This window comes from Microbacterium sp. BG28, from assembly GCF_034044005.1.
Classification (GTDB): Bacteria; Actinomycetota; Actinomycetes; order Actinomycetales; family Microbacteriaceae; genus Microbacterium.
In genome coordinates, this window is record NZ_JAXCHA010000001.1 from 975,112 (window position 1) to 999,030 (window position 23,919).

30 protein-coding genes are annotated in these 23,919 nt (G+C 69.9%); 16 read left to right on the plus strand and 14 right to left on the minus strand.

Translation table 11 applies throughout. The features are described 5' to 3' along the window. Positions 1 to 156: 156 nt before the first annotated feature. Together SK224_RS04935 and SK224_RS04940 are read right to left on the minus strand one after the other, a co-directional pair. Positions 157 to 855 (minus strand): hypothetical protein, encoded by a 699-nt coding sequence (locus SK224_RS04935; protein WP_320433649.1) that lies wholly within the window; start codon positions 853 to 855, stop codon positions 157 to 159. Between the two features lie 22 nt (positions 856 to 877). Further along, complete coding sequence (locus tag SK224_RS04940) at positions 878 to 1,570, minus strand: hypothetical protein (RefSeq protein WP_320433650.1); 693 nt, start codon at positions 1,568 to 1,570, stop codon at positions 878 to 880. A 249-nt stretch (positions 1,571 to 1,819) separates the two neighbouring features. Here SK224_RS04940 and SK224_RS04945 point away from each other — a divergent pair, with 249 nt between their 5' ends. Further along, complete coding sequence (locus SK224_RS04945) at positions 1,820 to 2,434, plus strand: GyrI-like domain-containing protein (protein WP_320433651.1); 615 nt, start codon at positions 1,820 to 1,822, stop codon at positions 2,432 to 2,434. Between the two features lie 30 nt (positions 2,435 to 2,464). Here the strand turns inward: SK224_RS04945 and SK224_RS04950 are convergent, their stop codons facing one another. Beyond that, the gene (locus tag SK224_RS04950) at positions 2,465 to 3,409 is read right to left on the minus strand and encodes a helix-turn-helix transcriptional regulator (protein WP_320433652.1); all 945 of its coding nucleotides are present in this window, start codon (positions 3,407 to 3,409) and stop codon (positions 2,465 to 2,467) included. Positions 3,410 to 3,508: 99 nt separating this feature from the next. Between SK224_RS04950 and SK224_RS04955 the strand changes: the two genes are divergently transcribed. The 3 genes from SK224_RS04955 to SK224_RS04965 are packed head-to-tail and all read left to right on the plus strand — an operon-like array spanning position 3,509 to position 5,323. After that, positions 3,509 to 4,012 carry a VOC family protein gene (locus SK224_RS04955; protein WP_320433653.1) on the plus strand — a complete coding sequence of 168 codons (504 nt, stop codon included), beginning with the start codon at positions 3,509 to 3,511 and terminating at the stop codon, positions 4,010 to 4,012. A 27-nt stretch (positions 4,013 to 4,039) separates the two neighbouring features. Continuing rightward, positions 4,040 to 4,951: an alpha/beta hydrolase gene (locus SK224_RS04960; protein ID WP_320433654.1), complete on the plus strand. Its 912-nt coding sequence runs from the start codon at positions 4,040 to 4,042 to the stop codon at positions 4,949 to 4,951. Between the two features lie 9 nt (positions 4,952 to 4,960). Beyond that, positions 4,961 to 5,323 (plus strand): nuclear transport factor 2 family protein, encoded by a 363-nt coding sequence (locus SK224_RS04965; RefSeq protein ID WP_320433655.1) that lies wholly within the window; start codon positions 4,961 to 4,963, stop codon positions 5,321 to 5,323. A gap of 6 nt (positions 5,324 to 5,329) precedes the next feature. Here the strand turns inward: SK224_RS04965 and SK224_RS04970 are convergent, their stop codons facing one another. Beyond that, positions 5,330 to 5,542 (minus strand): hypothetical protein, encoded by a 213-nt coding sequence (locus SK224_RS04970; protein WP_320433656.1) that lies wholly within the window; start codon positions 5,540 to 5,542, stop codon positions 5,330 to 5,332. Between the two features lie 117 nt (positions 5,543 to 5,659). Between SK224_RS04970 and SK224_RS04975 the strand changes: the two genes are divergently transcribed. The 5 genes from SK224_RS04975 (at position 5,660) to SK224_RS04995 (ending at position 10,819) form a co-directional block, all read left to right on the plus strand. After that, the gene (locus tag SK224_RS04975) at positions 5,660 to 6,727 is read left to right on the plus strand and encodes a tRNA-dihydrouridine synthase (protein WP_320433657.1); all 1,068 of its coding nucleotides are present in this window, start codon (positions 5,660 to 5,662) and stop codon (positions 6,725 to 6,727) included. 190 nt (positions 6,728 to 6,917) lie between these two features. Continuing rightward, on the plus strand, positions 6,918 to 7,568 hold the full coding sequence (locus SK224_RS04980) for a DedA family protein (protein WP_320433658.1): 651 nt from the start codon (positions 6,918 to 6,920) through the stop codon (positions 7,566 to 7,568). Beyond that, positions 7,565 to 8,764, plus strand: a complete 1,200-nt coding sequence (locus SK224_RS04985; protein WP_320433659.1) for a sensor histidine kinase — start codon at positions 7,565 to 7,567, stop codon at positions 8,762 to 8,764. Before SK224_RS04980 ends, SK224_RS04985 begins: the two co-directional genes overlap by 4 nt. Beyond that, positions 8,761 to 9,432, plus strand: a complete 672-nt coding sequence (locus SK224_RS04990) for a response regulator transcription factor (protein ID WP_320433660.1) — start codon at positions 8,761 to 8,763, stop codon at positions 9,430 to 9,432. Before SK224_RS04985 ends, SK224_RS04990 begins: the two co-directional genes overlap by 4 nt. 97 nt (positions 9,433 to 9,529) lie before the next feature. Next, positions 9,530 to 10,819, plus strand: a complete 1,290-nt coding sequence (locus tag SK224_RS04995) for an acyltransferase (protein WP_320433661.1) — start codon at positions 9,530 to 9,532, stop codon at positions 10,817 to 10,819. Positions 10,820 to 10,949: 130 nt separating this feature from the next. On the opposite strand, the gene SK224_RS05000 is transcribed toward SK224_RS04995, so the two are convergent. The 7 genes from SK224_RS05000 to SK224_RS05030 form a co-directional block, all read right to left on the minus strand. Next, the gene (locus SK224_RS05000) at positions 10,950 to 11,279 is read right to left on the minus strand and encodes a hypothetical protein (protein WP_320433662.1); all 330 of its coding nucleotides are present in this window, start codon (positions 11,277 to 11,279) and stop codon (positions 10,950 to 10,952) included. Between the two features lie 133 nt (positions 11,280 to 11,412). Continuing rightward, complete coding sequence (locus SK224_RS05005) at positions 11,413 to 12,138, minus strand: VIT family protein (protein ID WP_320433663.1); 726 nt, start codon at positions 12,136 to 12,138, stop codon at positions 11,413 to 11,415. 59 nt (positions 12,139 to 12,197) lie between these two features. Further along, positions 12,198 to 12,626 (minus strand): hypothetical protein, encoded by a 429-nt coding sequence (locus SK224_RS05010; RefSeq protein ID WP_320433664.1) that lies wholly within the window; start codon positions 12,624 to 12,626, stop codon positions 12,198 to 12,200. Further along, on the minus strand, positions 12,623 to 13,045 hold the full coding sequence (locus tag SK224_RS05015; RefSeq protein WP_320433665.1) for a VOC family protein: 423 nt from the start codon (positions 13,043 to 13,045) through the stop codon (positions 12,623 to 12,625). The genes SK224_RS05010 and SK224_RS05015 overlap by 4 nt, the downstream gene beginning before the upstream one ends. A gap of 29 nt (positions 13,046 to 13,074) precedes the next feature. Then, entirely contained in the window at positions 13,075 to 13,431 is a 357-nt protein-coding gene (locus SK224_RS05020; protein ID WP_320433797.1) for a helix-turn-helix transcriptional regulator, read from the minus strand. 74 nt (positions 13,432 to 13,505) lie between these two features. Then, positions 13,506 to 14,378 carry a DMT family transporter gene (locus SK224_RS05025; protein ID WP_320433666.1) on the minus strand — a complete coding sequence of 291 codons (873 nt, stop codon included), beginning with the start codon at positions 14,376 to 14,378 and terminating at the stop codon, positions 13,506 to 13,508. A 70-nt stretch (positions 14,379 to 14,448) separates the two neighbouring features. Then, a complete protein-coding gene (locus tag SK224_RS05030; RefSeq protein WP_320433667.1) occupies positions 14,449 to 15,261 on the minus strand; it encodes a shikimate 5-dehydrogenase in 813 nt (270 codons plus the stop codon). Between the two features lie 116 nt (positions 15,262 to 15,377). Here SK224_RS05030 and SK224_RS05035 point away from each other — a divergent pair, with 116 nt between their 5' ends. Beyond that, complete coding sequence (locus SK224_RS05035) at positions 15,378 to 16,013, plus strand: acyl-CoA synthetase (protein WP_320433668.1); 636 nt, start codon at positions 15,378 to 15,380, stop codon at positions 16,011 to 16,013. After that, positions 16,010 to 16,360: an amino acid transporter gene (locus SK224_RS05040; protein WP_320433669.1), complete on the plus strand. Its 351-nt coding sequence runs from the start codon at positions 16,010 to 16,012 to the stop codon at positions 16,358 to 16,360. Before SK224_RS05035 ends, SK224_RS05040 begins: the two co-directional genes overlap by 4 nt. Positions 16,361 to 16,572: 212 nt before the next feature. Here SK224_RS05040 and purB read toward each other — a convergent pair whose 3' ends face one another. Both purB and SK224_RS05050 read right to left on the minus strand, forming a co-directional pair. Next, the gene (purB, locus tag SK224_RS05045; RefSeq protein WP_413816754.1) at positions 16,573 to 17,988 is read right to left on the minus strand and encodes an adenylosuccinate lyase; all 1,416 of its coding nucleotides are present in this window, start codon (positions 17,986 to 17,988) and stop codon (positions 16,573 to 16,575) included. Continuing rightward, complete coding sequence (locus SK224_RS05050) at positions 17,985 to 18,488, minus strand: low molecular weight protein-tyrosine-phosphatase (protein ID WP_320433671.1); 504 nt, start codon at positions 18,486 to 18,488, stop codon at positions 17,985 to 17,987. Before SK224_RS05050 ends, purB begins: the two co-directional genes overlap by 4 nt. A 114-nt stretch (positions 18,489 to 18,602) precedes the next feature. On the opposite strand from SK224_RS05050, the gene SK224_RS05055 reads away from it, so the two are divergent. Further along, on the plus strand, positions 18,603 to 18,749 hold the full coding sequence (locus SK224_RS05055) for a hypothetical protein (protein WP_320433672.1): 147 nt from the start codon (positions 18,603 to 18,605) through the stop codon (positions 18,747 to 18,749). A 93-nt stretch (positions 18,750 to 18,842) separates the two neighbouring features. Continuing rightward, positions 18,843 to 20,159 (plus strand): hypothetical protein, encoded by a 1,317-nt coding sequence (locus SK224_RS05060; protein WP_320433673.1) that lies wholly within the window; start codon positions 18,843 to 18,845, stop codon positions 20,157 to 20,159. Here SK224_RS05060 and SK224_RS05065 read toward each other — a convergent pair. Then, entirely contained in the window at positions 20,131 to 20,523 is a 393-nt protein-coding gene (locus SK224_RS05065) for a phage holin family protein (protein ID WP_320433674.1), read from the minus strand. The genes SK224_RS05060 and SK224_RS05065 overlap by 29 nt on opposite strands. A 48-nt stretch (positions 20,524 to 20,571) precedes the next feature. On the opposite strand from SK224_RS05065, the gene SK224_RS05070 reads away from it, so the two are divergent. Genes SK224_RS05070 through SK224_RS05080 form a run of 3 tightly spaced genes read left to right on the plus strand, consistent with a single transcriptional unit; the run spans position 20,572 to position 23,811 of the window. Then, positions 20,572 to 21,669: a histidinol-phosphate transaminase gene (locus SK224_RS05070; protein WP_320433675.1), complete on the plus strand. Its 1,098-nt coding sequence runs from the start codon at positions 20,572 to 20,574 to the stop codon at positions 21,667 to 21,669. A gap of 55 nt (positions 21,670 to 21,724) precedes the next feature. Then, positions 21,725 to 22,831 (plus strand): thiamine pyrophosphate-dependent enzyme, encoded by a 1,107-nt coding sequence (locus tag SK224_RS05075; RefSeq protein WP_320433798.1) that lies wholly within the window; start codon positions 21,725 to 21,727, stop codon positions 22,829 to 22,831. After that, positions 22,828 to 23,811: an alpha-ketoacid dehydrogenase subunit beta gene (locus SK224_RS05080; RefSeq protein ID WP_320433676.1), complete on the plus strand. Its 984-nt coding sequence runs from the start codon at positions 22,828 to 22,830 to the stop codon at positions 23,809 to 23,811. Before SK224_RS05075 ends, SK224_RS05080 begins: the two co-directional genes overlap by 4 nt. The last annotated feature ends 108 nt before the right edge of the window (positions 23,812 to 23,919 follow it).

The following is a 23,919-nucleotide window of genomic DNA, read 5'->3' on the forward strand; positions in this document are numbered from 1 at the left end:
GGGCGATGAGAGCCATCGACGCGACGGCGGCGACGAGCCCCAGAATCGCTCTACCGTCCACGGGGCCCCGCCGATGAAGAGCGGTTTCGCTTGTCTCATTCATATGAAGCCTCCCGTGACAAGCCTATGCATGCCACGGGAGGCGCCCATTCCCAATCAGTAGGTGGTCGTCCAGGCTTGTGTTGCGTTGACCCGCAACGACAGATACAGATCTTCGCTGGAGAGGCCGTTCCAAGACGTGAAGCGGGAGTACATGGTGACAACTGCTTCCTGCTGCGGTGTCGCGTTCGCCCGCACCGTGGTGAGGGTGGGTGCGGTCGCGGTCCCGTAGTGAGCGACGACCTGCGCGTCGCGGGCATTGGAGATGCTCGCCCCGCTTGCCCAACGCGAATAGTCAGCGCGGAACTGAAGGCTCATCGTTCCGTTGCCGTTACTCACGAGGCAATTCGCGTAACTCGCGTACCCGCCGCCGCTGTAACTCGTGCAATCGGAAACCGCCCGTGTTCCCACTCCGCCCTCATTGACCTCTTCGACCGGCTTCTCGAAACCGGTCACGGAGATTGAACCGTCCTCGAACACGCTGACATACTCTGTCTGCTCGGCGGAATCTCTCTCATACGTCGTGACCGGCTCGGCGCCGCTCGTCATCGAGTCGAGGATCTCACCGGCAGCGAGCTGTTCGAGAAGGTCGTTCTGCGTCACTTCGTCGACGCCGTACCGGTCGTAGAATTCCTCGAATGCTGCAGCGTCGGCGGTGGTGGGGCTGGTCGCACTGGCTGAGGTCGCACCCAGGAAAACCATGGCTCCCGCCGTGGCGACGGCCAAACAAGCTTTAGTGATCGTGCTCTTCTTCATTATCTGTGGTCTCCGGTCTTTATCAGCTGAAGTTCTGCTCGGACCATGCCTGCTGCCCGTTCACCTTAAGAGTGACAACGGCAGTGAAAGAGGTCGCGGTCGACGAGTATTGGGATGTCGCCGTCGCGCGAGCGGGGTCGCTCATGTTGCCGTTGCTGCGATCGATTCGCAACACCGGGGTCGTTGCTTGCCCGCCGATCGCGTAAGCGTACGGTGAGCGCACCGCATTGATGATTCCCGCACCATTCGAGACTCTCGTGTAGTCGGCGCGGAACTCGACATCCAGATACACGCCGTTCGAACCGGTTACGGCGCAGTCGTAGTAATTCGCAAACCCGGACCCGCCGACGGAAGAACTACATGAGCCGACACTCTTCGCCGTGGCGTCACCCGACGGTTCCGCGGCCTGAGGGGTCTCCAGCTTGGAAATGCTTATCGACCCGTCAGCGAATGTGTCCCGGGTGACAATCCAACCGGCTTCATCGCTGGTCGTGCTGCTTACCGGCTCTGTTCCCGTCATGGAGTCGGGAAGAACGCCGGAATTGAACTTCTCGATCAAATCCTGCGCTACGTCGGGTTCCACTCCATTGTCGACGTACCACGCGAATTGCTCGTCGTCCACCGTCGATTCGGCGGCCACCGCTGTGCCTGAAAATCCGACCGTGCACGCGAGCACCGTCGACCCGAGGATTGCGGCTATCGTCTTTTTTCGCATCATCACACTTTCCGTATATTCTCATCGCGTATGCATAGCGCTCGCATTGGAGGCGATCGCGGCAGCCACGATGCCATGGTGCTGAGGGCGGATCAAGGAACTCTCCGGAAATACCCAGGGTCATTGCATGGTCACGGAATTCTCGAGGGCATGTGCCTACTGCGCACTCGATGTCTGGGTGCTTCTGTACGTTGAGTGAAGGGCGCGAGACGAAACGCCGCCGCGTGACCGAGGCGAGGGAGCAGGGGGATGCGGTACGACCTCAAGCGGGATCTGGGGGCGCTGTACAGGCCTCCGACGGGCCGGTTCGTCCAGGTCGATGTGCCGGAGATGCAGTACCTCGCGATCGACGGGCACGGCGATCCCAATACGGAGCCTGCCTATCAGGCAGCGGTCGAGGCGCTGTACGTGTCGGGCTACCAGGTCCGTGGTGCCTTCAAGACGCGCACCGGCTCGGACTTCGTCGTCGGGCCCCTCGAAGGGCTGTGGTCGAGCGACGACCCCACCACCTTCGTGCAGGGCAGGAAGAGTGACTGGGACTGGACCATGCTGATCCCGCTGCCCGCCCCGGTGAGCGCGGAGGATGTCGCGGAGGGGCTCCCGGCCGCATCCGCGAAGAAGCCCGCCGCGCCGATCGCGCAGGTGGGGCACCTCACGATGACCGAAGGGCTCTGTCTGCAGACCCTTCACATCGGTTCTTACGACGACGAAGCGCCGGTGCTGGCGCATCTCCACGACGAGCTCATGCCGGAACTCGGTTTCACGTGGAACGGGCGGCACCACGAGATCTACCTCGGGGATCCCCGTCGCACGGCGCCGGAGAAGCTGCGGACGATCCTGCGCCAGCCGGTCGCGCCGGCCTGACGCGCGGGCGTTTCGACTCGCGGTGCTCGCTCAACGACCGGCGGTCGCGGCATCCGCCACGCGCGCGGCGAGGGAGCGCACCGCGGCGGCGAACTCCGGCGGGCCGAGCACGGTGAACGGCGCATCGAAGCGCACGACCCACGACAGCACTCCGGCCCACGACCACGACCCGACGCGGATGCGGCACGTCGCCTCAGAGACGGCGACCCCCTCTACGTCCCCGAGCCACGACGCGGCAGCACGGAGCGGCAGCTCCAGCAGGATCTCGCCGTAGACGGGCCACCTCTCCGGGCTGTCGGATCCCTTGGTCCGCGCCGACAGGAACGCCGCGGCATCGCCGTGGGGAATCGGCCGCGGTGTGAACCGCGCACCGAGCGGGATGCGGGGCGTCATCCGATCGAGGCGGAAGATGCGCCAGTCGGCGGCGTCGAGATCCCACGCAACCACATACCATCGACCTCCGCGGGCGAGGACGGCGTGCGGCTCGGCGCGGCGCGAGAGCTCGTCGCGGTAGTCGAAACGCAGGATGCGGTGTTCCCCGGTCGCCGTGCTCACCGCCTCCAGCACGGCGGGGTCGACCGCATCCGAGACCGCGGTGTCGGTGAAGCGGATCCCGTCGATCCGATGTCGCAGCCGCGACGGCATGACCTGCCGCACGGTGGCGAGGGCGCGTGCGGCAGCGTCGGCCACATCCACGCCTGTCGCGGGAGCGCTCTGCAGCGCGACGGCGATCGCGACCGCCTGCTCGTCGTCGAAGAGCAGCGGCGGCAGCTCCGATCCTGCGGCGAGCCGGTATCCGCCGTCCGGGCCCTTCGTGGCGTCGATCACGTACCCGAGCGCCCGCAGCCGCTCGATGTCGCGCCGGACCGTGCGCGGGGTGACGTCCAGGCGTTCGGCGAGCACCCCGCCCGGCCAGTCGCGCCGCGCCTGCAAGAGCGACAGCAGCGCGAGGAGGCGGGACGACGTTGCGGACATGCTTTCATTCTCGGTCGAGAAGTGGACAGAAAGCGGCCTCTACGTCGCCGATCGTGGAGATCGCGGCGCTCGCCGCATCCCATCGACCGAGGACACACCATGACGATCACGACCACCACCCACCTCAACTTCCGCGGTGCCGCACGCGAGGCGCTCGAGTTCTACCAGTCCGTCTTCGGCGGTCAGCTCATCGCCGCCACCTACGCCGACATGGGCATGCCCGCAGACGTCCCGGGGGCAGACCGCATCGTCTTCGGCCAGCTCGAGAGCGCCGACGGATTCCGCGTCATGGCTTACGACATTCCCGGGGAGGATGCGGGCGCCGCGGATGCCGGAACGACCAGCCGCGCGAACGGCATGACGCTGACCGACCGCACCTTCTTCCAGTCGGTACGCGGCCAGTCGCTGGAGGAGATGACGACGATCTGGGAGCGTCTCGCCGACGGCGCCGACATCATCGAGCCGCTCGCCGGCTCCGCGTGGAGTCCCGGGTTCGGCATGCTCACCGACCGCTTCGGCGTGACCTGGGTCGTCGGGCGAGCGCCGCGGGAAGCGACGGCGGCCGGTGGAGTCCCGCAGGACGGCCCGATGCGCCCGGGATGAACCCGATCCGGCTCGTAGGGTGGGCGCGTGACACTGTTGATGACCCTCACGTCCGGTCTGCTGTGGCTGTCCGCGGGCAAGACGCGGCGCGACCTTTCGGGCAGTGCCTACCTGCAGAGCCTCGATCCGGCTCGGGCGCCCGAACCCGTTCCGCGCGACGCCGCGCGGTGGGGTGAGATGACCAAGCGAACGATCGAAGGCCGGGTCGTCCGACGGTGGCAGCCTGCCGATCACGTCGCGGGTCGCGAGCTGATCTACTTCCCCGGCGGCGGCTTCGTGAATCCGCTCGTCACTGCGCACTGGTGGATCATCCGCAGGCTGATGACGCGCACGCGCGCTGCCGTCACGATCGCCGACTATCCGCTCACCCCCGAGCACACGTACGACCAGGCGCGAGCCTTCGTCGATGCCGTCTACGCGCACGTCGCGGACGACCCCGGCACCACGCAGCTGTTCGTCGCCGGGGACTCCGCCGGCGGCAACGTCGCCCTCTCGCTGGCATTGCGCGTGCGCAACGAAGGCCGTCGCACGATCGACGGCCTCATCCTGCTCGCTCCGTGGGTCGACCCGACGATGCGCAACCCGGAGGCGGCGCGGCTGGAGCGCCGCGATCCGTCGCTGCGCTGCGCCGGTCTGCGGGCGGCCGGTATCGCGTGGGCGGGGAGCATGCCGACCGACGACCCGCAGATCAGCCCCCTCTTCGACTCTCTCGCCGATCTGCCGCCGACTCTGCTGTTCCAGGGCGGGCGCGACATCTTCCTCGCCGACGCGCAGCTCTTCGCCGAGAAGGCGAAGCGGGCGGGCAGCCCGGTACGGCTGGTCGTCGCGCCGGACGGCTTCCACGTGTACCCGGGCGCCTACTGGACGCGGGAAGCGCACGAGGCCTACGACCTCGTCGCCCGTTTCGCGGACGACCCCGCGGACGTGAGCCGGCGCTAGATTCTCGCCATGGCGCATTCGGACGAACGCTTCGCGGTGATCCACGCCGCGGAGATCGCCCTGCTCTCGAGCGAGATCCGCGGTGATCGGGATGCGGCGGCGCGGCTGCTGCATCCTGACTTCACCGAGATCGGGCGCTCTGGACGACACTGGACACGAACGGAGATCCTCGAGGCGCTCGCGGCGGAAGGTCTGCGGGAGACCCCTTCCCCGGACGAGTGGCGGTTCGTTGACGTCGCCCCCGACACGGTGCTCGTGACATACCGCCTGCGCGCGGCGACGACCGTCAGCCGGCACTCGTCGTTGTGGGTCGTGTCGGACGGGACGCCGCGCATGCTCTTCCACCAGGGCACACTCGTGCCGGAGGACTGAAAGGGGTCACTCCTTGTCGGCGTCGCCAGCCTCGTCGGTCGTGTCGGAATCGCCGCCCGTGGGCATCGTGGCGAACACGAGGAAGCTCATCGCGAAGACGAAGAACGGCAGCGCGACGGCGATGTTGTCCGTGGTCAGCCAAAACGTGGCGGCGATCGCGAGGAACGCGATCGCGACGGCGACGTACGTCGAATTCAAGGATTGCTTCTGGTCGCTCATGCCGTGAGCCTAGGAAGGTTCCACTGCCTCGCGGATCCCCCTCGCGACGGAGAACGCGCGCTTCTCACGGCCCGGGCCGGCTCGCTCTGCCGACGCCGGCGCCTACGCTCATCGGCGGTGCACCCCTTCTACGATCCGACCCTGACCTACGAGCAGAACTACGCGCGCGGGCCGTTCGGGGCATTCGCCGAACCCGCGGCGGATGCTGCCCCTCCGGCCCCGGGGAACAGCTTCCTCGGGCGCGCCGTCGGCACACCGTTCGGCATCCCCGCGGGGCCGTTGCTGAACGCGCGGTTCGTCGCGGCCGCCTTCGCGCACGGGTACGACCTCGCCGTCTACAAGACCGTGCGCACCCGTGCGCACCCCAGCAATCCGTTCCCGAACGTGCTCGCCGTGCACGTCGACGGCGACCTGACCCGCGATGCCGGAACCGTCCGGGCGGACGGCGAGTTCACCGAGCCGCTGTCGATCAGCAACTCGTTCGGGGTGCCCTCGCGCGATCCCGACGGCTGGCAACCCGACATGGCCGCGGCCGTCGCAGCGGCGGGGGAGGGTCAGCTGCTCATCGGCAGCTTCCAGGGCACCCGGGGCTCCGGTGGCGAACTGGCGCTCGTGGCCGATCACCTCCGTGCCGCCCGGCTGGTCGTCGAGACCGGCGCCGCTGTGCTCGAGCTCAACCTGTCGTGCCCGAACGAGGGTGCCGCATCCCTGCTCTGCTTCGACACGCCTCGCGTGCGCCGCATCCTCGCGGTCGTGAAAGACGAGATCGGTGACATCCCGTTGCTCGTCAAGCTCGCGTACTTCGACACGGATGCGAATCTCGAACGCTTCGTCGACGCGACGGCGGAGTTCGTGGCGGGCTACGCCGCGGTCAACACGATTCCCGCCCGGCTCGTGACCGCATCCGGAACGCCCGCGCTCGGTGCCGGACGCGAGAGTGCCGGCGTGTGCGGCGCCGCCATCCGGTGGGCGGGGCTTGAGATGACCCGCCGGCTCGCCCGCATCCGCACGCTGCGCGACGCCGACTTCGCGATCGTGGGCACCGGCGGCGTGGCGAGCGCGGCCGACTATCTGGCCTACCGAGAAGCGGGAGCGGATGCGGTCATGAGCGCGACGGGTGCGATGTGGCACCCGGAGTTGGCGCGCGAGGTCGCGCGGGTCGCGCGGGTCGTCGCGGCGGGCTGACCGGTGCGGCCGGACGCTGCGATCGGGCGTCGGAGAATCGACCTCCGGCCGGAGGTCCCGGCCGGAATCCTCCGACATCGGGCCGAATCTCCGCCGGGAGCCGCGACCGGGCGCGAACCCCTCTGAGGTATCACGCGGGAGATACTTCCGAGGGATGTGGGGGAGCCGCCTCGATTCGTAGCGTCGAGGGGTGGACGTCGTCACCGATCTCATCCTCCAGGCCGCCGCCTCGCCGTGGCTGCTGCCGGTCATGTTCGCCGCGGCCGTGATCGACGGGTTCTTCCCTCCGATGCCCAGCGAGACCGTGCTCGTCGCGGCGGCCGCCGTGGCCGCCGCCACCGGCGACATCCCTACGCTCGTCGCGCTGTGCCTCGTGGCCGCGCTCGGTGCCGTGATCGGCGACAACATCGCCTACGCGATCGGCCGCAGAGTCGGCACGACCCGCTACGGCTGGATGCGGCGACCCCGGGTCGCGGGAGCCTTCGAGCGCGCTCGCGCGGCGCTCACCACGCGGGGTGCCCCGCTCATCCTGGGCGCCCGTTACATCCCGGTCGGTCGGGTCGCCGTGAACATGTCGGCCGGAGCGCTGGGATACCCGTGGCGACGGTTCGCTCCGCTGAGCGTCGTCGCCGGGGTCAGCTGGGCGCTCTACAGCGTCGTCATCGGAACCCTCGCGGGGCAGTGGCTCGGCGACCAGCCGGTGCTCAGCGCCGTCATCGGCGTCGCCCTCGCCCTCGGAGTGGGCATCGTCATCGACCGCATCGCTGCGCTGCGCCGCCGCGCGCGCGACGTGCCCGACACGATCGCGCACGAGCCGGCGTCGGCCACACTGAGAGCATGACCGAGATCCCGCGCTCCGCCCTACGCACGCGCCCGCAGATCCTCGGGCTCGTCGCGCTCGCCGTCACGGGCGTCGCCCTGTTCAGCGTCCTCGTGCCGCTGCACGCCGTCTTCTACGGCACCCCGCTGCCGCTCGCGATGCTCCTGGGCGCGGGAGTGTGTGCGGCACCGTGGATCTCCCTCACGCGCCCTCGCACCGCCATCGCCGTTTTCGGCGTCACGGCCTTCGTGCTCCCGCTGGTGGTGACCGTGCCGCACGACGGCGCATGGCCCTGGCCGTGGTCAGTGCCCGCGATGATCGCCTTCCTCGTCTTCGTCCTGGTGATCACGACGCTGCACGGCTGGCGACTCGGCCGATGGCCGTGGGCCATCGGCAACCTCGGTTCGCTCGTCGCGCCGCTGGTCATCACGGATGCGGCGCCCGCCGCCACCGCGAACCTCATCGTGACCGCGTCGATCTCCACCGCGGTGCTGCTCATCGGAGTGCTCCTGGCCGGCCGCATCCGGCTGAACGAGCAGCTCACCCGCGAGCGCGAGCTGACCGCATCCGAACAGTCCCGGCGCATGCTCGTCGAGGAGCGCACCCGCATCGCCCGCGAGCTGCACGACGTACTCGCCCACAGCATGTCGGTGATCCAGGTGCAGGCCTCCACGGCCCGTTACCGACTCACCGACCTGTCCGACGAGACGGTGCGGGAGTTCGACGACATCGCCGCCTCGGCCCGTGCATCGCTGGGTGAGATGCGCCGGCTGCTGGGCGTGCTGCGCACCGAGGAGCAGGCCCCCGAGCTGGCGCCCCAGCAGGGGATGGCGGACATCCCCGACCTGGTGGACAGCGTCCGCCGTGCGGGCGTGCAGGTGGGACTGTCGCTGGCCGTCATGACGACCCCGCCTCCCGCGGGTGTGCAGATCGCCGTGTACCGCATCGTGCAGGAGGCGCTGAGCAACGCGGTGCGTCACGCTCCCGGTGCGGTCATCGAGGTCAGGGTCGAGGCACGCGACGGGCAGGTCACGATCGGCGTGCACAACACCACGTCCCCCGAGCAGGCGGTCGACGCGTCCGGCGCGGGTCATGGGCTCCGCGGCATCCGCGAGCGCGTCGCCCTGCTGGGCGGAACGGTCACCGTCGGGGCCGATCCCGCGGGAGGATGGACGGTGGCGGCGACATTGCCGACCGACGGCGAGGAGTCCCCATGAGCATCAGCGTGCTGATCGCCGACGACCAGGCGATGGTGCGCGCGGGCTTCGCCGCGCTGCTCGACGCCCAGGACGGCATCCGCGTCGTCGGGCAGGCTGCCGACGGGCAGGAGGCGGTCGGGCTCGCGGCGCGTCTCGATCCCGACGTCATCCTCATGGATGTGCGGATGCCGCAGCTCGACGGGATCGCGGCGACCCGCCGCATCCTCGGGCCGGCGTACCCCGCCGCACACGTGCCGCGCATCCTCATGCTGACGACCTTCGACATCGACGACTATGTCTACGACGCCCTCCAGGCGGGCGCGAGCGGCTTCCTGCTCAAGGACGCGCTGCCCGAGGAACTCGTGCAGGCTGTCCGGGTCGTCGCCGCCGGGGACGCCCTGCTCTCGCCCCGCGTCACGCGCCGACTGATCTCGCAGTTCGCCACGCAGAAGCCGCGCGCGTCGCGGGGCGGAGCGCAGCTGGCGGAGCTGACCGACCGGGAGCGCGAGGTGCTGGTGCTGCTCGCGAAGGGCATGTCGAACACCGAGATCGCGAGCGAGCTGTTCATCGCGGAACAGACGGTGAAGACGCACGTGGGCAAGATGCTCGGCAAGATCGGTGCACGCGATCGTGTGCAGGCCGTGATCTTCGCCTACGACGCCGGTCTCGCCGAGCCCGCATCCTGAATCTCACCCCGGGGTAGGGGGTCGGACGACCCCTGGGGGTGATGCCGCGGCCCGGGCCGCATACATAGCCTTCTCGAGACCCACTCGAGGAGGACGCATGGTCATCACGCTCACCGCACCGCGGACCGGGATCGCGCCCGCCGCGGCCCGCGACACCGGGGTCGATCTCGCACGCGCGATCTGCGTCGTCATCGTCGTTCTCCTCCACGCCGTCATGGTCGGTGTCACCGTCACGCCCGCGGGTCCCGTCTTCGCGAACGCCGCCGACGGCACCGCCTGGTTCGCCCCGCTGACCTGGGTCGCGCAGATCATGCCCCTTTTCTTCGTCATCGGCGGCTACGCGGGCGCGCTCGCGTACCGGCGGGGGCGTCGCACCGGCGGAACCGCGGGCGCGTTCGTCGCGGCACGCGTGCACCGGCTGCTCGTGCCGGCGCTTCTCACCTTCGCGGTCGTCGCCGTCGCGCTCGCCGCGCTCCTGGCCGCCGGAGTCGACGGCGAGCTCGTGCGCATCGCCGGCTTCCGATACGCGCAGCCCTTGTGGTTCCTCGCCGTCTTCCTGCTGTGCCAGGCGCTGCTTCCCGTGCTGCTCGCGGCCCACGAACGCGCGCCGTTGCGAACGATCCTGCTGCTGGTCGCCGCCGCCGGTGCCGTCGACGCGATGCGTGCGGTCACCGGCATCGATGCCATCGGCATGCTCAACCTCGCGTTCGTATGGCTGGCGCTGCAGCAGCTCGGCTTCGTGATGGCCGACGGCACGATCGACGCGCTGCGCCGTCGCACCCGCGTCGTCATCGGCGTCGTGGCGGTCGCCGTGCTGGCGGCGAGCATGGTCGGCGGCGTCTTCTCGCCCGATCTCTACGAGAACCTCAACCCGCCCACCGTCGCCCTGCTGCTGGTGGGAACGGCCCAGACCGCGCTGCTGTCGCTTCTGCGCGCACCGCTCGCCGCGGCGAGCCGGCGCCCGGCTGTGGCGGCCTTCACCGGATTCGTGACGGCCCGCACCATGACCATCTACCTCTGGCACATGCCGGTGCTGCTCGCGATGGCGGGGGCGTCGGCGCTGGTCGCCCTCACCACCGGGATCGAGCTGCCCGAGCCCTCGAGCCCGACGTGGTGGCTCACCCGCGTGCCGTGGTTCGTCGTCGCCCTGTCGCTGACGGCGCTGGTGGCGTGGGCGCTGGCGGGTCTCGAACGGCGACGGATGCCACGACCCACCGCATCCGTCGCGCGCATCTTTCACGCGGTGCTGCTGGGGCTCGCGGCGATCGTGCTGCTGCTGGCGGCGGGCACCAGCGTGTTGACCGCGGTCGCGGCGATCGCCCTCGGCCTGTGCGCCCTCGCCCGCATCCGCGGTGGAGCGCAGGGGTCGGCTCTGACGGCGGGCTGACCGGGCGGGCGCGAGTCCGGCGTCCGAGAAACGCGCTCCGGTCGGAGGATCCGGTGGGATTCCTCCGACGGACGCGTGAATCTCCGACCGGAAGCGACCCGAGGCGACCAGCGGATGCGGGGGAGCCCCGTCAGAGCCCGCTGAACCAGAGCCAGGCGATGGGCGCGATCATGACGATGCCGAGCACGATCGAGGCGATCGACAGTCCGTAAGAGGTGCCGCGCCGCGCGCCGACGACCGCGCCGACGACACCCAGGAGCAGCACGGCCGCGCCGATGACGGCGAGCATCGGGATGAGCAGGATCCCCAGCCACCAGATGGGGTTCATGTCGGGGATGAAGCCGATGAGGAAGATGCCGAGGGTCGGCAGGATGGCGATCGCCGCCATGGCGACGCCCGTCGTGCCCCACGCATCCAGCTTCGGCTTGCGGCGGCGCATCGGCTGATCGGATGCGGTCACTTCTCCCCCTCGGTCGACAGTCCCGACAGTACCGAACCCGCTTCGCCTGTCACAGATCGACGCGACGCCGTCGATCTGTGACAGGCGAGCCGGGGTGGTGGGGCGAGGCAGCCGTCCAGAACGGCCGGGGACGTCAGCCGACCGTAGTGCCGAAGAGGCTGCCCACCGCATAGGTCGCGACCAGAGCGAGCGCCCCGCCGATCACCGTGCGTGCGATCGCGCGGGGCCTGTTCGCCCCGCCGATCCATGCCGCGACATAGCCGGTGACGGCGAGGGCGATGAGCACGGCGACGAAGGTGAGGGCGATGCGCAGCGGATGCGGCGCGAGCAGGATCGTGGCCATCGGAAGCAGGGCCCCGACGAAGAACGCGATGGCGGATGCGAGGGCCGCGTGCCACGGGCTCACCACATCGTCGGCGTCGATGTGCAGCTCCGCCGACAGGTGCGCCTTCAACGCATCCTTCGCCGTCAGCTCCGTGGCGACCCGCGTCGCGGTCTCCTCGCTGAGCCCCTGCGCCCGGTAGAGCCCGATGAGCTCCTCGAGCTCCTCCTCGGGCTGCTCGCGCAGCTCACGCGTCTCCTTCGCGATGAGCGCCCGCTCGGAGTCGCGCTGGCTCGACACCGACACGTACTCGCCGAGCGCCATCGAGATGGCGCCACCGACGAGAGCGGCCGTCCCGGCGAGGAAGACCGGGGCGACCTCGGAGGTCGCACCCGCCACGCCGACCACGACGGCGGCGGTCGAGACGATGCCGTCGTTGGCTCCCAGCACCCCCGCGCGCAACCAGTTCAGGCGCTGCGACAGACCTTGACGGTGGGGCTCGTCGGGGTGCACCCCATACTCGGCGGATTCGCTCACGCCGTCAGGCTATTCCTCGCTCCACGCCGGCACCACGAAGGTTAGGCGGCGCTGAGACGTCAGCCGGCGGCGCGGCGCACGAGCTCGCGGAACGTCTTCTCGGCGGCCGGTGTCATCTCCAGCACGGCGAACGATGTCGGCCACATCTCGCCGTCGTCGAGCGCCGCGGTCTCGTTGAAGCCGATCGAGCCGTAGCGGGTCTCGAACTTCGAGGCGGGCTGGTAGAACACCACGACCTTGTCGTCCTTGGCGTAGGAGGGGAACCCGTACCAGGTCTTGGGTGCGAGCTGGGGCGCTTCCTCCGTGACGATCACGTGCAGCCGTTCGGCGATCTGACGGTCGGTTCCGGTGAGGGCGTCGATGGCCTCGAGGCAGGCGTCGTACTCCTTCGCCCGCTTCGCAGCGCCCTTCACGCCCTTCATCTCCTTGAGCTCGGCCGCCCGCTGCTTCATGGCCTCGCGCTCCTGCGCGGAGAATCCTGTGCTCATGCCTGCTGCTCCTTGTTCTGCTGGATGCGGACGAGGTTGCCCGCGGGATCCCGGAACGCCGCATCCCGCAGCCCGTAATCCTGCTCGATGGGTTCCTGCACGATATCGGCCCCGGAGGCCTCGACGCGCGCGAAGACGGCGTCGAGATCGTCGGTGGCGAGGTTCACGCCGAAGTAACTTCCCTTGGCGATCAGCAGGAGCAGGAACTCCTGCTCCTCGTCCGACAGATCGCGCCCCACGCTCGCCGGATGCAGCACGATTGCGGTCGAGGGCTGTCCGGCGGGTCCGACCGTGATCCAGCGCATCTGTTCGTAGCCGACGTCGAGTCTCACCTCGAACTCGAGCACGTCGCGGTAGAAGGCCAGGGAGGCCTCCGGATCAGTGTGCGGCAGGAAGCTGGAGTGAATCGTGATGTCCATGTCGCTCACGCTAGGGCGCCGAGCATCCGTCACGCTTCTCGATTCCTGACCGGACGCGTGAGGTGCTTGGCGATGCACGGCAGCATCCCCTCGCGAAACGGCGGGTCCTGCGTGCGGTAGACGCTCGGCGGAACACCGACGAGTTCGGTGAAGCGCGTGCTGAACGTGCCCAGCGACGAGAAGCCGACCGCGAAGCAGATCTCGGTCACGGTGAGATCGCCGCGGCGCAGCAGCGTCATCGACCTCTCGATGCGCCGGGTCATCAGGTACTGGTAGGGAGATTCGCCGAACAGGCGGCGGAACTGCCGGCTGAAGTGACCGGCCGACATCGGGATGCTGCGCGCCAGTGCTTCGACGTCGAGCGGCTTCGCGTAGTCACGGTCCATGCGGTCGCGCGCTCGCCGGAGCTGCGCGATCGTCGCCAGATCGGGAACGTCCACGAGGCGATCATGTCAGCGGGTCAGCGTGCGCGGCTACGTACGGCGCCGGCTGCGCACACGATGACCGCGGCCCCTCCGAGCACGGTCGCCCACGTGAGCGGCTCGCCGAGGATCAGGGCCGCCCACACGATCGAGAGCACCGGCTGCACCAGCTGCAACTGACTGACGCGTGTGATGGGCCCGATCGCGAGCCCGCGATACCAGGCGAAGAAGCCGAGGAACATGCTGACCACCGCGAGATAGCCGAACGCCGCCCACTGGCCCGGCGTCGCCGTCGGCGGATCCGCGACGGCCGAGACCGCGGTCAGTGCCGCCATCACAGGGGCGACCACCACCAGGGCCCACGAGATCGTCTGCCACGAGCCGAGCTCGCGCGCCAGCAGCGCGCCTTCCGCATAGCCGATGGCGGCGGCGACGACGGCTCCGAGCAGCAGCAGGTCCGACCAGTGGAAGCCGCCCCAACCGCCGCCGATGACCGCGAACACCGTCGCGGCGACGGCGCCCGCGGCGGTGAGGAACCAGAACGTCCGTCCGGGTCTTTCGCCGGCGCGCAGCACCGCGGCCACCGCGGTCGCGGCGGGCAGGAGCGCGATCACGACGGCGCCGTGGCTGGCCGGTGCCACCGTGAGCGCGTAGGACGTGAGCAGCGGGAAGCCCGCGACCACGCCGCCTGCCACGACGACAAGCCGCATCCACTGCCCGCCGCGCGGCAGACGTGATCGGGCCGCGGCCAGGGCGATCGCGGCAAGGGCGGCGGCCACGACCGCACGCCCCGCGCCCACGAACAGCGGCGACAGCGAGGTGACGGCGATCCGCGTGAAGATCACCGTGAACGAGAACGCCAGCACGCCGAGCGCTCCCCAGAGCAGTCCGGATACGGCGGATCGGGTCATTCCCCGAGTCTGCCCGCGCGGGGCTTCTCGCCACGGGGGCCAATCCGCACCGCGTGGCCGTCTGGCTCGCTCAGGCGCGGGAGAACTCCGACGCCCGCGCGACCTGCTCGGGCGTCGGGGTCACGCCCGTGTAGCGCGCGAACTGCCGTGCCGCTTGAAGCGCGATGACCTCGGCGCCCGTGATGACGGCCACGTCGCGTTCGCGCGCGGCGCGAATGAGGGGCGTCTCCGAGGGGAAGGCGACCACATCGAAGACGCGCTCTGCGGCGTCGATGTGGTCAGCGCTGAAGGCGAGCGCGTCCGCATCCGTCCCGTTCATGCCGAGCGGGGTCACGTTCACGATGACCGCGTGCCCCGGCGCCGGATCCTCGGTGACGGCCTGGAACCCGTAGCGCTCCGCGAGCGCCCGGCCTGCCTCGGCGTTGCGGGCGACGACGGTGAGGTCGCGGAAGCCCGCACCGTGGAACGCCGCGACGACGGCTTTCGCCATGCCGCCCGACCCGCGCACGAGCACGGATGCGGCCGGGTCGACGCCGTGCTCGGCCAGCAGCTGCGCGACGGCCTCGTAGTCGGTGTTCGAGCCCGACAATCGGCCGCCGTCGTTGACGATCGTGTTCACGGAGTCGATTGCGGCCGCGGACGGCTCGATCTCGTCGAGCAGCGGGATCACGGCCTCCTTGAAGGGCATCGACACGGAGCAGCCGCGGATCCCCAGCGCCCGAACCCCCGTGATCGCCCCCGCGATGTCATCGGTCGTGAACGCCTTGTAGACGAAGTTCAGGTCGAGCTCATCGTAGAGATAGTTGTGGAAGCGCGTCCCGATGTTCGAGGGCCGCCCGGCCAGCGAGATGCACAGCGTCATGTCCTTGTTGAGAATCGGCACACCTCATTGTGTCGCGCGACCGGCCGCCCCCGTCGGTTCACGGCAGGCTCCTCATCTGCACGACCTAGACTGGAGCTATCCGTTCCGCCGCCGTACCCACCTTCACGAGTCGAGCCATGACCAGCAGTTCTTCCGCGCGCGCCTTCGAGCCGCGCCACCTCCAGCTGGTTCGAGCCCTCTTCGCGGCCGTGGCGGCCGTCATGATCACGTTCTCGCCGGATCACTCCGCCGCCGTGGGGCTGTCGGTGTTCAGCGGTTTCGCGATGGCGTCGGCGATCGTGTGGCTGCTCTCGGCGTGGCTCGTGTACGGTCCCGGTCACCGCCGGCTGCCCATCGTGCTGGGTGCTCTCACCCTCATCGCGGGCGGTGTCTCCGGCATCCCGACCCTGCGCACGACGCTGGCCTTCTTCGTGATCGTGATCTCGTGGGCTCTCGTGACGGGCCTCGTCGAGGGCATCGCGGGCCTTCGGGGCCTCCGCGCCGCCGAGCGCGGCAGCGCCGCTCGCTCCGAGGCGCGCGATGGATTGACGGTCGGCGTCGTGGGCGTGCTGCTCGCGCTCGGCACCCTCGCGGTGCAGCCCGCTTACGCTCTGCAGTACAGCATCGAAGAGGCCGGCTCCTTCACGCTCACCGGCATCACGATCGCCGTCGGACTCTTCGGCGGCTACGCGGCGATCGTCGCGGTCTACCTGGGGATCGCGGGCTTCTCCCCGCGCCGCGAGTCCGCCCCCGCGCCCGAGGAGGCGGCATGACAGACAAGCCCACGCGTCGCGACATCATGAAGCCCGCTCAGCTGATCGGGCTCGCTCTCGCGGCCGCTCTCTTCGCCGGAATCGTCACGCTCATCTCGATGGGCTTCTTCCAGAACCGCGTGGCCGGACAGTCGGGCCATGCTCTCATGGTCGGCGGCATCGTCGCGGGGATCACCTTCATCGCGACGCTCGTGATCATCGCCCTGCTCATGCTCGCCGTCGACCCGGCGCAGGTGAACCGTACGGTCGATCGCGCGGTGCTGCTGCCCAAGGAGGAGTCGGAGGACGCATCCGGCGACAGCCCCGCATCCGACCCCGCCGACGGCGACACCCCGCCCCGCGCCTAGCCCGCCGCTCGCTCGCGCGCGTTCCCTCGCGCGCGCTCCCCCTCCACCATCCCGCGAGACTGCATCTCGGTCACGAGATCACGGGTAAACACAGTGATCTCGTGCCGAAGATGCAGTCTCGCGGGCGGGATGGGGTGAGCCCCATGCGGGGTGCCGGATGCGGCCACCCCCGGATGCGGGGCGCCCCGACCCCGGATGCGGGAGCCCGCGGGTCAGGCGCCGGTGACGAGGGAGGCGGCGAGGCCCGTGTAGGTGGCGGGCGTGAGGGCGAGCAGGCGCTCTTTCGCCGCGTCGCCGATGTCGAGGCCGCGCACGAACTCGGCGAGATCGGCACCGCCGACGCGGTGACCGCGGGTGAGCTCCTTCAGGAGCGCGTACGGGTCGGTGATCTGCGAGCGACCCGCGACGACCTCGGCACGGATGACCGTCTGGATGGCCTCGGCGAGCACCTCCCAGTTGGTGTCGAGGTCGGCCAGCAGCACCTCGCGCGAGAGCGAGATCTCGCCGAGCCCGCGCAGCAGGTTGTCGAGCGCGAGCAGCGAGTGACCGAAGGCGACGCCGATGTTGCGCTGCGTGGTGGAGTCGGTGAGGTCGCGTTGCAGGCGGCTCGTGACCAGGGTCGCGGCCAGAGTCTGGAACAGGCCTCCCGCGATCTCGAGGTTCGCCTCCGCGTTCTCGAAGCGGATGGGGTTGATCTTGTGCGGCATGGTCGACGAACCGGTCGCGCCCGCCACGGGGATCTGGGCGAAGTAGCCGAGCGAGATGTAGGTCCACACATCCGTCGCGAGGTTGTGCAGGATGCCGCCCGCGTGCCGTGCGCGGTCGTAGAGCTCGACCTGCCAGTCGTGCGACTCGATCTGGGTGGTGAGCTTGTTGAATCCGAGACCCAGTCCCTCCACGAACCCGCGGGAGATCTCGACCCAGTCCGCATCCGGATCTGCCGCGAGGTGGGCCGACCAGGTCCCGGTCGCACCGGAGAACTTCGCCAGGTACTCCGAGGACTCCAGCTGTGTGAGCACCCGCTCCAGGCGCCACGCGAAGACGGCGATCTCCTTGCCCATCGTGGTGGGGGTCGCGGGCTGGCCGTGGGTACGGGCGAGCATCGCCGCATCCGCCAGCTCGACCGAGACCGCCCGCAGGCGCTCGATGACCTGCCGCAGCCTCGGCAGCCACACCTGCGTCACCGCGCGCTGGACCGTGAGGGCGTACGAGGTCGAGTTGACGTCCTCGCTCGTGAGGGCGAAGTGCGTGAGCTCGGCGATCCGGTCGAGTCCGAGGGAGGACAGGCGATCGCGTACGAGGTACTCGACGGCCTTCACGTCGTGGCGCGTGACGGCCTCGCGTTCGGCAAGCCAGTCGATCTCGGCCTGACCGAAGTCGCGGTAGAGCGCGCGCAGGGAGTCCTTCTCGGCGTCCGAGAGCGGCGACTGTCCGAACAGGCCCCGGTCGGTGAGGGTGATGAGCCACTCGACCTCGACCTCGACGCGGGCGCGGTTGAGTCCCGCTTCCGACAGGAAGTCGCCGAGGGCGGAGACGGCGGCCTGGTAACGACCGTCGAGGGGGCTGAGCGGCTGGGCGGGGAAGTTCGACACGGTACTCCGTCGAGGGCGGTCGGCCGCGCGGGTCATCCCGCGGAGCGGATGGCGGGTTCGAGTTGCCGGAAGAGCGCCCGGCACGCGCTCTCGATCATAGCGAGCACCTCGTCGAACGCCTCGGGGCCCGCGTAGTACGGGTCGGGGACGTCGAGGTTGTCGTCGGGCTGCGGATCGAACGCGCGCAGCAGCACGACCTTGTCGGAATCGTTCTCCGACCGCGCCCACGCGCGCAGGTTGCGTTCGTGCGATCGGTCGAGCGCGATGACCAGGTCGTTGCGCTCGTAGTCCGCGAAATCGAACTGGCGGGCGCGGTGATGCCGGCCGTCGTATCCGTGGCGCTCCAGGGCCTCCACGGTGCGCGGATCGGCGGGCTCGCCGACGTGCCAGTCGCCGGTCCCGGCACTCGTGGAGACCACACGGTCGCCGAGACCGACCGACTCGGCGAACCAGCGGAAGACGATCTCGGCCATCGGGGATCGGCAGATGTTCCCCGTGCACACGAAGACCACGCGGAACGGCGAGGACGCGGGCATGGGTCCATTGTGGTCCTGACGACCTCTCCTGCACAGCCACGATCTTGCGGTGAGCGATCCTCGGATCGGATGCGGCCGCACCGCACCCCACTGACGCGGAGCGAGCATCGGGGGATGACAGACACCCTCGACGATGTCGTCTTCTCTTTCGACGCGGCACGACGCGACGTGCTCGCAGCCGTGGATCTCATCGAGTCGGTCATCCGCGATGCGCGCCTTCCAGCTAGCGCACGAGGCCTGGAGCACCGCGCTCGCCGATGAGCGCCGCCGCCTTCTCGCCCTCGACGACGTGATCGCCGAGATTCGCAGTCAGGCCTTGATCACGGGCGGCGGAAATCTCTTCGGATGGTCGTCATGAGCGACGAGGTCGGCATCGCCTCCGGTGGCGCGGTCGCCGTCGACACGGCGCGGTTGCGGGATGCGGCCGCGGTGCTCGTGGGGGCTGCCGCGCGGCTCGACGAGGCCGTCGCCGACATCGCCCGCGCCGATGCGCGCATCAGCGCGCACACGCTGCCGGTGCTGGGGCTCACCCAGGACCAGCGCCTGCGCGAGGTGGGTGCGCTGGCCGATCGTGCGCGGGAGCAGCAGGACCGGCTGCTGATGTGCGCGGCGGTGTACGAGCTCGCCGAGCTGCGCTCCGAGGCCGCTCTCGCATCCGCAGCGGGAGACGCGGTCGCCGTCGCGCGCGCTCGAGAGCGCATCGCCGCGATCGAACGGGCCTACCCTGGGGCGACAGAGCTGCTGCGGGCGGATTCGGGTCTCGGCGACGGCTGGGCGTGGTTCACCCTGCTGATGCCCTTCCTCGCGGGGGCGAGTCTGGCCTCGGGGTCGGTCATCGCGCGCCTCACCGCGGTCCGCGGTCGCATCCCGTTCGGCACGCGCCTGTTACCCACGGGGCGACCCGTGCCGGAGATCGTGCCGCTTCCCCCCGCGGAGTACTCGCCGGCAGCCCCCACGGCACTCGCGCCCGCGCTCGGCCGGATCCCGCAGGGCGGCGAGGCGCGGGTGCGCATCGAGAAGTACGCGACCGCATCCGGAACCGCGTACGCCGTGTACGTCGCCGGCACGAGCGGTCTCGGCGGCGACGAGGTGTGGGACATGCTCTCCAACGTCCAGGGGTACGGCGGCGAGCAGTCCGACGCCTACCTGGCACTGACGGCGATGCTCGCCGAGGCGGGCGTGCGCCCCGGTGACACGCTCTACCTGTACGGCCACTCGCAGGGCGGGATGCTGGTGGGCCAGGTCGCGGCGACCGGCGACTACGACGTGCGGGTGGTCGGGACGGCGGGCTCCCCGACGGCAGCCGATCCCGGCCCCGAGGCGATGGCCGTCGACCTGCGACACGGCGATGACCCGGTGGCGATGCTCGCCGGCGGGGGATTCCCCACCCGGGTGGGTGCGGAGGGAAGCTTCGTCGGCACGCGCGTCGTCGACCCCGCGCCGGGTCCGCAGGATCTCGGCGTGCCTGCGCACCACCTCAGCGCATACACCGAGACCGCCGGGCTCATCGACGCTTCGGCCGATCCGCGCGTCGCCGAGGTGCACGAACGCATGGCCGAGCTCGAGGGTGCCCGTCTGATCTCGACGCAGGAGTTCGGGGCGCGTCAGGTCGACGCCGCGCCCAGACGCCGCGCCGGTGTGGTCAGTCCCGTCGCTTCGGGCGCAGGATGACGCCGAAGATGCCGTTGATGACGGCGATGACGAGGGCCGCGACAACGCCCCACCAGAAGCTCTCGACCCGCAGGCCCCACTCCCAGAACCCGGTGATCCAGCTGGTCAGCCACAGCAGGAACCCGTTCACGATGAGGGAGAACAGGCCGAGCGTGAGCACGTAGAGCGGGAACGCGATCACTTTCACGACCGATCCGACGATCGTGTTCACCAGCGCGAAGACGAGCGCCACGATCAGAAGCGAGAGCACGGTCTCGAGCGTTCCGCCCGGCGGGAACGCGATGACGCTGACGCCGAGCACAGGGATGAGGGTCACGACCCAGATCGAGAACGCATTCACCACGACGCGGATGAGAAAGCCCATGCCGGAAGTGTGGCACGCGCCCCGCATCCGCGCTCCTAGACTCTCGGTGTGACAGAGCCGATTCCCGTTCGTGTGCGCCCAGAGATCGCGGCCCTGCCGGTCTACCGACAGGGCAAGCCTGCCGGCGCCGATGCCTTCAAGCTCTCGAGCAATGAGAACCCCTTCGCGCCGCTGCCGCGTGTGCTGGCCGCCCTCCGCGCCGCCGAGACGGTGAACCGCTACCCGGACGCGACCGCGGCGAGGCTCCGCGTGCGTCTGGCCGAGCGCTACGGCGTCGACGCCGACGAGGTGCACATCGGCGCCGGAAGCGCATCGCTGCTCTCGCAGCTGGTCCTCGCGGTCGCGGGCCCCGGCGACGAGGTCGTCTACGCGTGGCGGTCCTTCGAGGCCTACCCGAGCTTCGTCACGGTGGCCGGCGCCGATCGCGTCGAGGTGCCGCTGACGGCCGAGGGCCGTCACGACCTGGTCGCAATGGCTGCGGCGATCACGCCGCGCACCCGCGCCGTCATCGTGTGCAGTCCGAACAACCCCACCGGCCCGGTCGTGACGCAGGCCGAGTTCGACACCTTCGTCGAGGCGGTCCCCGCCGACGTGCTCGTCATCCTCGACGAGGCGTACGCCGAGTTCGTGACGGCGCCGGATGCGGTCGACGGCCTTCGCCGCACGGGCGTCACCCGCCCGAACGTCGTGGCCCTGCGCACCTTCTCGAAGGCCTACGGGCTTGCGGGGCTGCGCATCGGATACGCGATCGGCCACCGTCGCGTGCTGGATGCGGCGCGTGCCGTCGCCATCCCCCTCTCGGTCACCGCCACCGCCGAAGAGGCGGCGCTCGCGAGCCTCGACGCCGACGCCGAGCTGCTCGAGCGTGTGCGGGTGATCGCCGAACGCCGCGACCGCGTGGTCGCGGGGCTGCGTGACGCCGGATGGCGGGTTCCCGACGCGCAGGGCAACTTCGTCTGGCTCGCCACGGGCGAGGCCACGACCGACGCTGCGGCGGCCTTCGACGAGGGCGGCCTGGTGGTCCGCGCCTTCGCGGGAGACGGCCTGCGGATCTCGATCGGCGAAGAGGAGTCTGTCGAGCAGATCCTACGAATTGCCGCATCCGTTGTGCGCGACCTCCCAGAGGGCCATCCCGCCAGCAGATAGCGTAGAGCCCGTGACCTCGCCCGACACGTTCTCTCCGTCCGACGACGACGCGCGGATGGTGCGGGTGCTGGCAGCGGACGGATCGTTCGCGCCGACCCCCGCCGCCGAGCCGTATCTCGCCGCCGTCGCCGCGATCGACGACGCCCAGCTCGAGACCTTCTACCGCGACATGGTGGTCGTGCGCGCCTTCGATCGGCAGGCGACGAACCTGCAGCGTCAGGGCCAGCTCGCCCTCTGGCCGCCGAGTTGGGGTCAGGAGGCCGCGCAGGTCGGCTCCGCCCACGCTGCACGGGCTCAGGACCACCTCTTCCCCTCGTATCGCGAGCACGTCGTGTGCACCATCCGCGGCGTAGACCCGATCGACATCGTGCGCCTCATGCGCGGCCTCACGCACGGCGGATGGAACCCGTACGACCCGAAGAACGGCAACACGCACATCTACACGCTCGTGCTCGGGTCGCAGACGCTGCACGCCGCCGGCTTCGGCATGAGCCTCGTCTTCGACGGCAAGACGGGCACCGGCGACGTCGACCGCGACGAGGCCGTCATCGTCTACTACGGCGACGGCGCGTCCAGCCAGGGCGATGTGCACGAGGCGATGGTCTTCGCGGCGAGCTATCGCGCACCGCAGGTGTTCTTCCTCCAGAACAACCAGTGGGCCATCTCGGTCCCCGTCGCCACTCAGGCCTCGGCGCCGCTCTACCGCCGCGGCGAGGGCTACGGCATGCCGAGCGTGCAGGTCGACGGCAACGACGTGCTGGCCAGCTTCGCCGTCACGCGCCAGGCCCTCGATGAGGCGCGCGCCGGCGGCGGACCCCGCGCGATCGAGGCGATGACCTACCGGATGGGCGCGCACACGACCAGCGACGACCCGACCAAGTACCGCACCTCGGCGGAGGAGCAGTCCTGGGCCGAGCGTGACCCGATCGCCCGCATGGCGGCCTACCTGCGCTCCCGCGGCGCGTCGGACGCGTTCTTCGCCGACGTGGATGCGGCCGCCGCCGACTACGCCGAAGACGTGCGCGCCCGCACCGTCGCGCTCGGTTCCATCGGCACGGACATGATGTTCGACCACGTCTACAGCGAGCCGCATCCGCTCGTCGACGAGCAGAAGCGTTGGTTGGCCGAGTACGAAGCATCCCTCGAGGGAGGTCAGGCATGAGCGAGATGACCACCCTGCCGATGAGCAAGGCCCTGAACGCGGGTATGGCCCAGGCCATGCGCGACAGTGACCGCGTGCTGCTGATGGGCGAGGACATCGGTCCGCTCGGGGGCGTCTTCCGCGTCACCGAGGGCCTGCAGGCCGAGTTCGGCAAGAACCGCGTGATCGACACCCCGCTCGCCGAGTCGGGCATCATCGGCACCGCGATCGGGCTCGCGATGGGCGGCTTCCGCCCCGTCTGCGAGATCCAGTTCGACGGCTTCGTCTTCCCCGGCTTCGACCAGATCACCACGCAGCTGGCCAAGATGACAAACCGCCACGAGGGCGCCCTGCGCATGCCTGTGGTCATCCGCATCCCGTACGGCGGACACATCGGCGCCGTCGAACATCACCAGGAGAGCCCAGAGGCGTACTTCACGCACACCCCGGGCCTGCGTGTGGTGAGCCCGTCCACGCCGAACGACGCGTACTGGATGATCCAGGACGCGATCGCCTCCGACGACCCGGTCGTCTTCCTCGAGCCGAAGAGCCGCTACTGGCCCAAGGGCGAGGTGGACCTCTCGGCTCGCGCGCTGCCCCTGCACGCCTCTCGCATCGTGCGGCGGGGGACCGATGTGACCCTCGTAGGGCACGGCGCGATGGTCTCGACCCTGCTGCAGGCGGCAGCGCTCGCCGAGAGCGAGGGGACCAGCTGCGAGGTCATCGATCTGCGCTCGCTCTCGCCGGTGGACTACGGCCCCATCCTCGACTCCGTCGCCCGCACCGGCCGCATGGTCTACGCGCAGGAGGCCCCGCAGTTCACCTCGCTCGGCTCCGAGATCGCTGCGACCGTCACCGAGCGCGCGTTCTACTCGCTCGAGGCGCCGGTGCTGCGCGTGTCCGGGTTCGATGTGCCCTTCCCGCCCGCCAAGCTCGAGGGGCAGTACCTCCCCGACGCCGACCGCATCCTCGAGGCCGTCGACCGCGCCCTCGCCTACTGACCCCGTCCCCCTCATCCCCGCCCCTCACCCCTCATGACCGCGAGAGTGCATTTCGAGCACGAGATCACGGTGTTTACCCGTGATCTCGTGACAAAGATGTCCCCACGT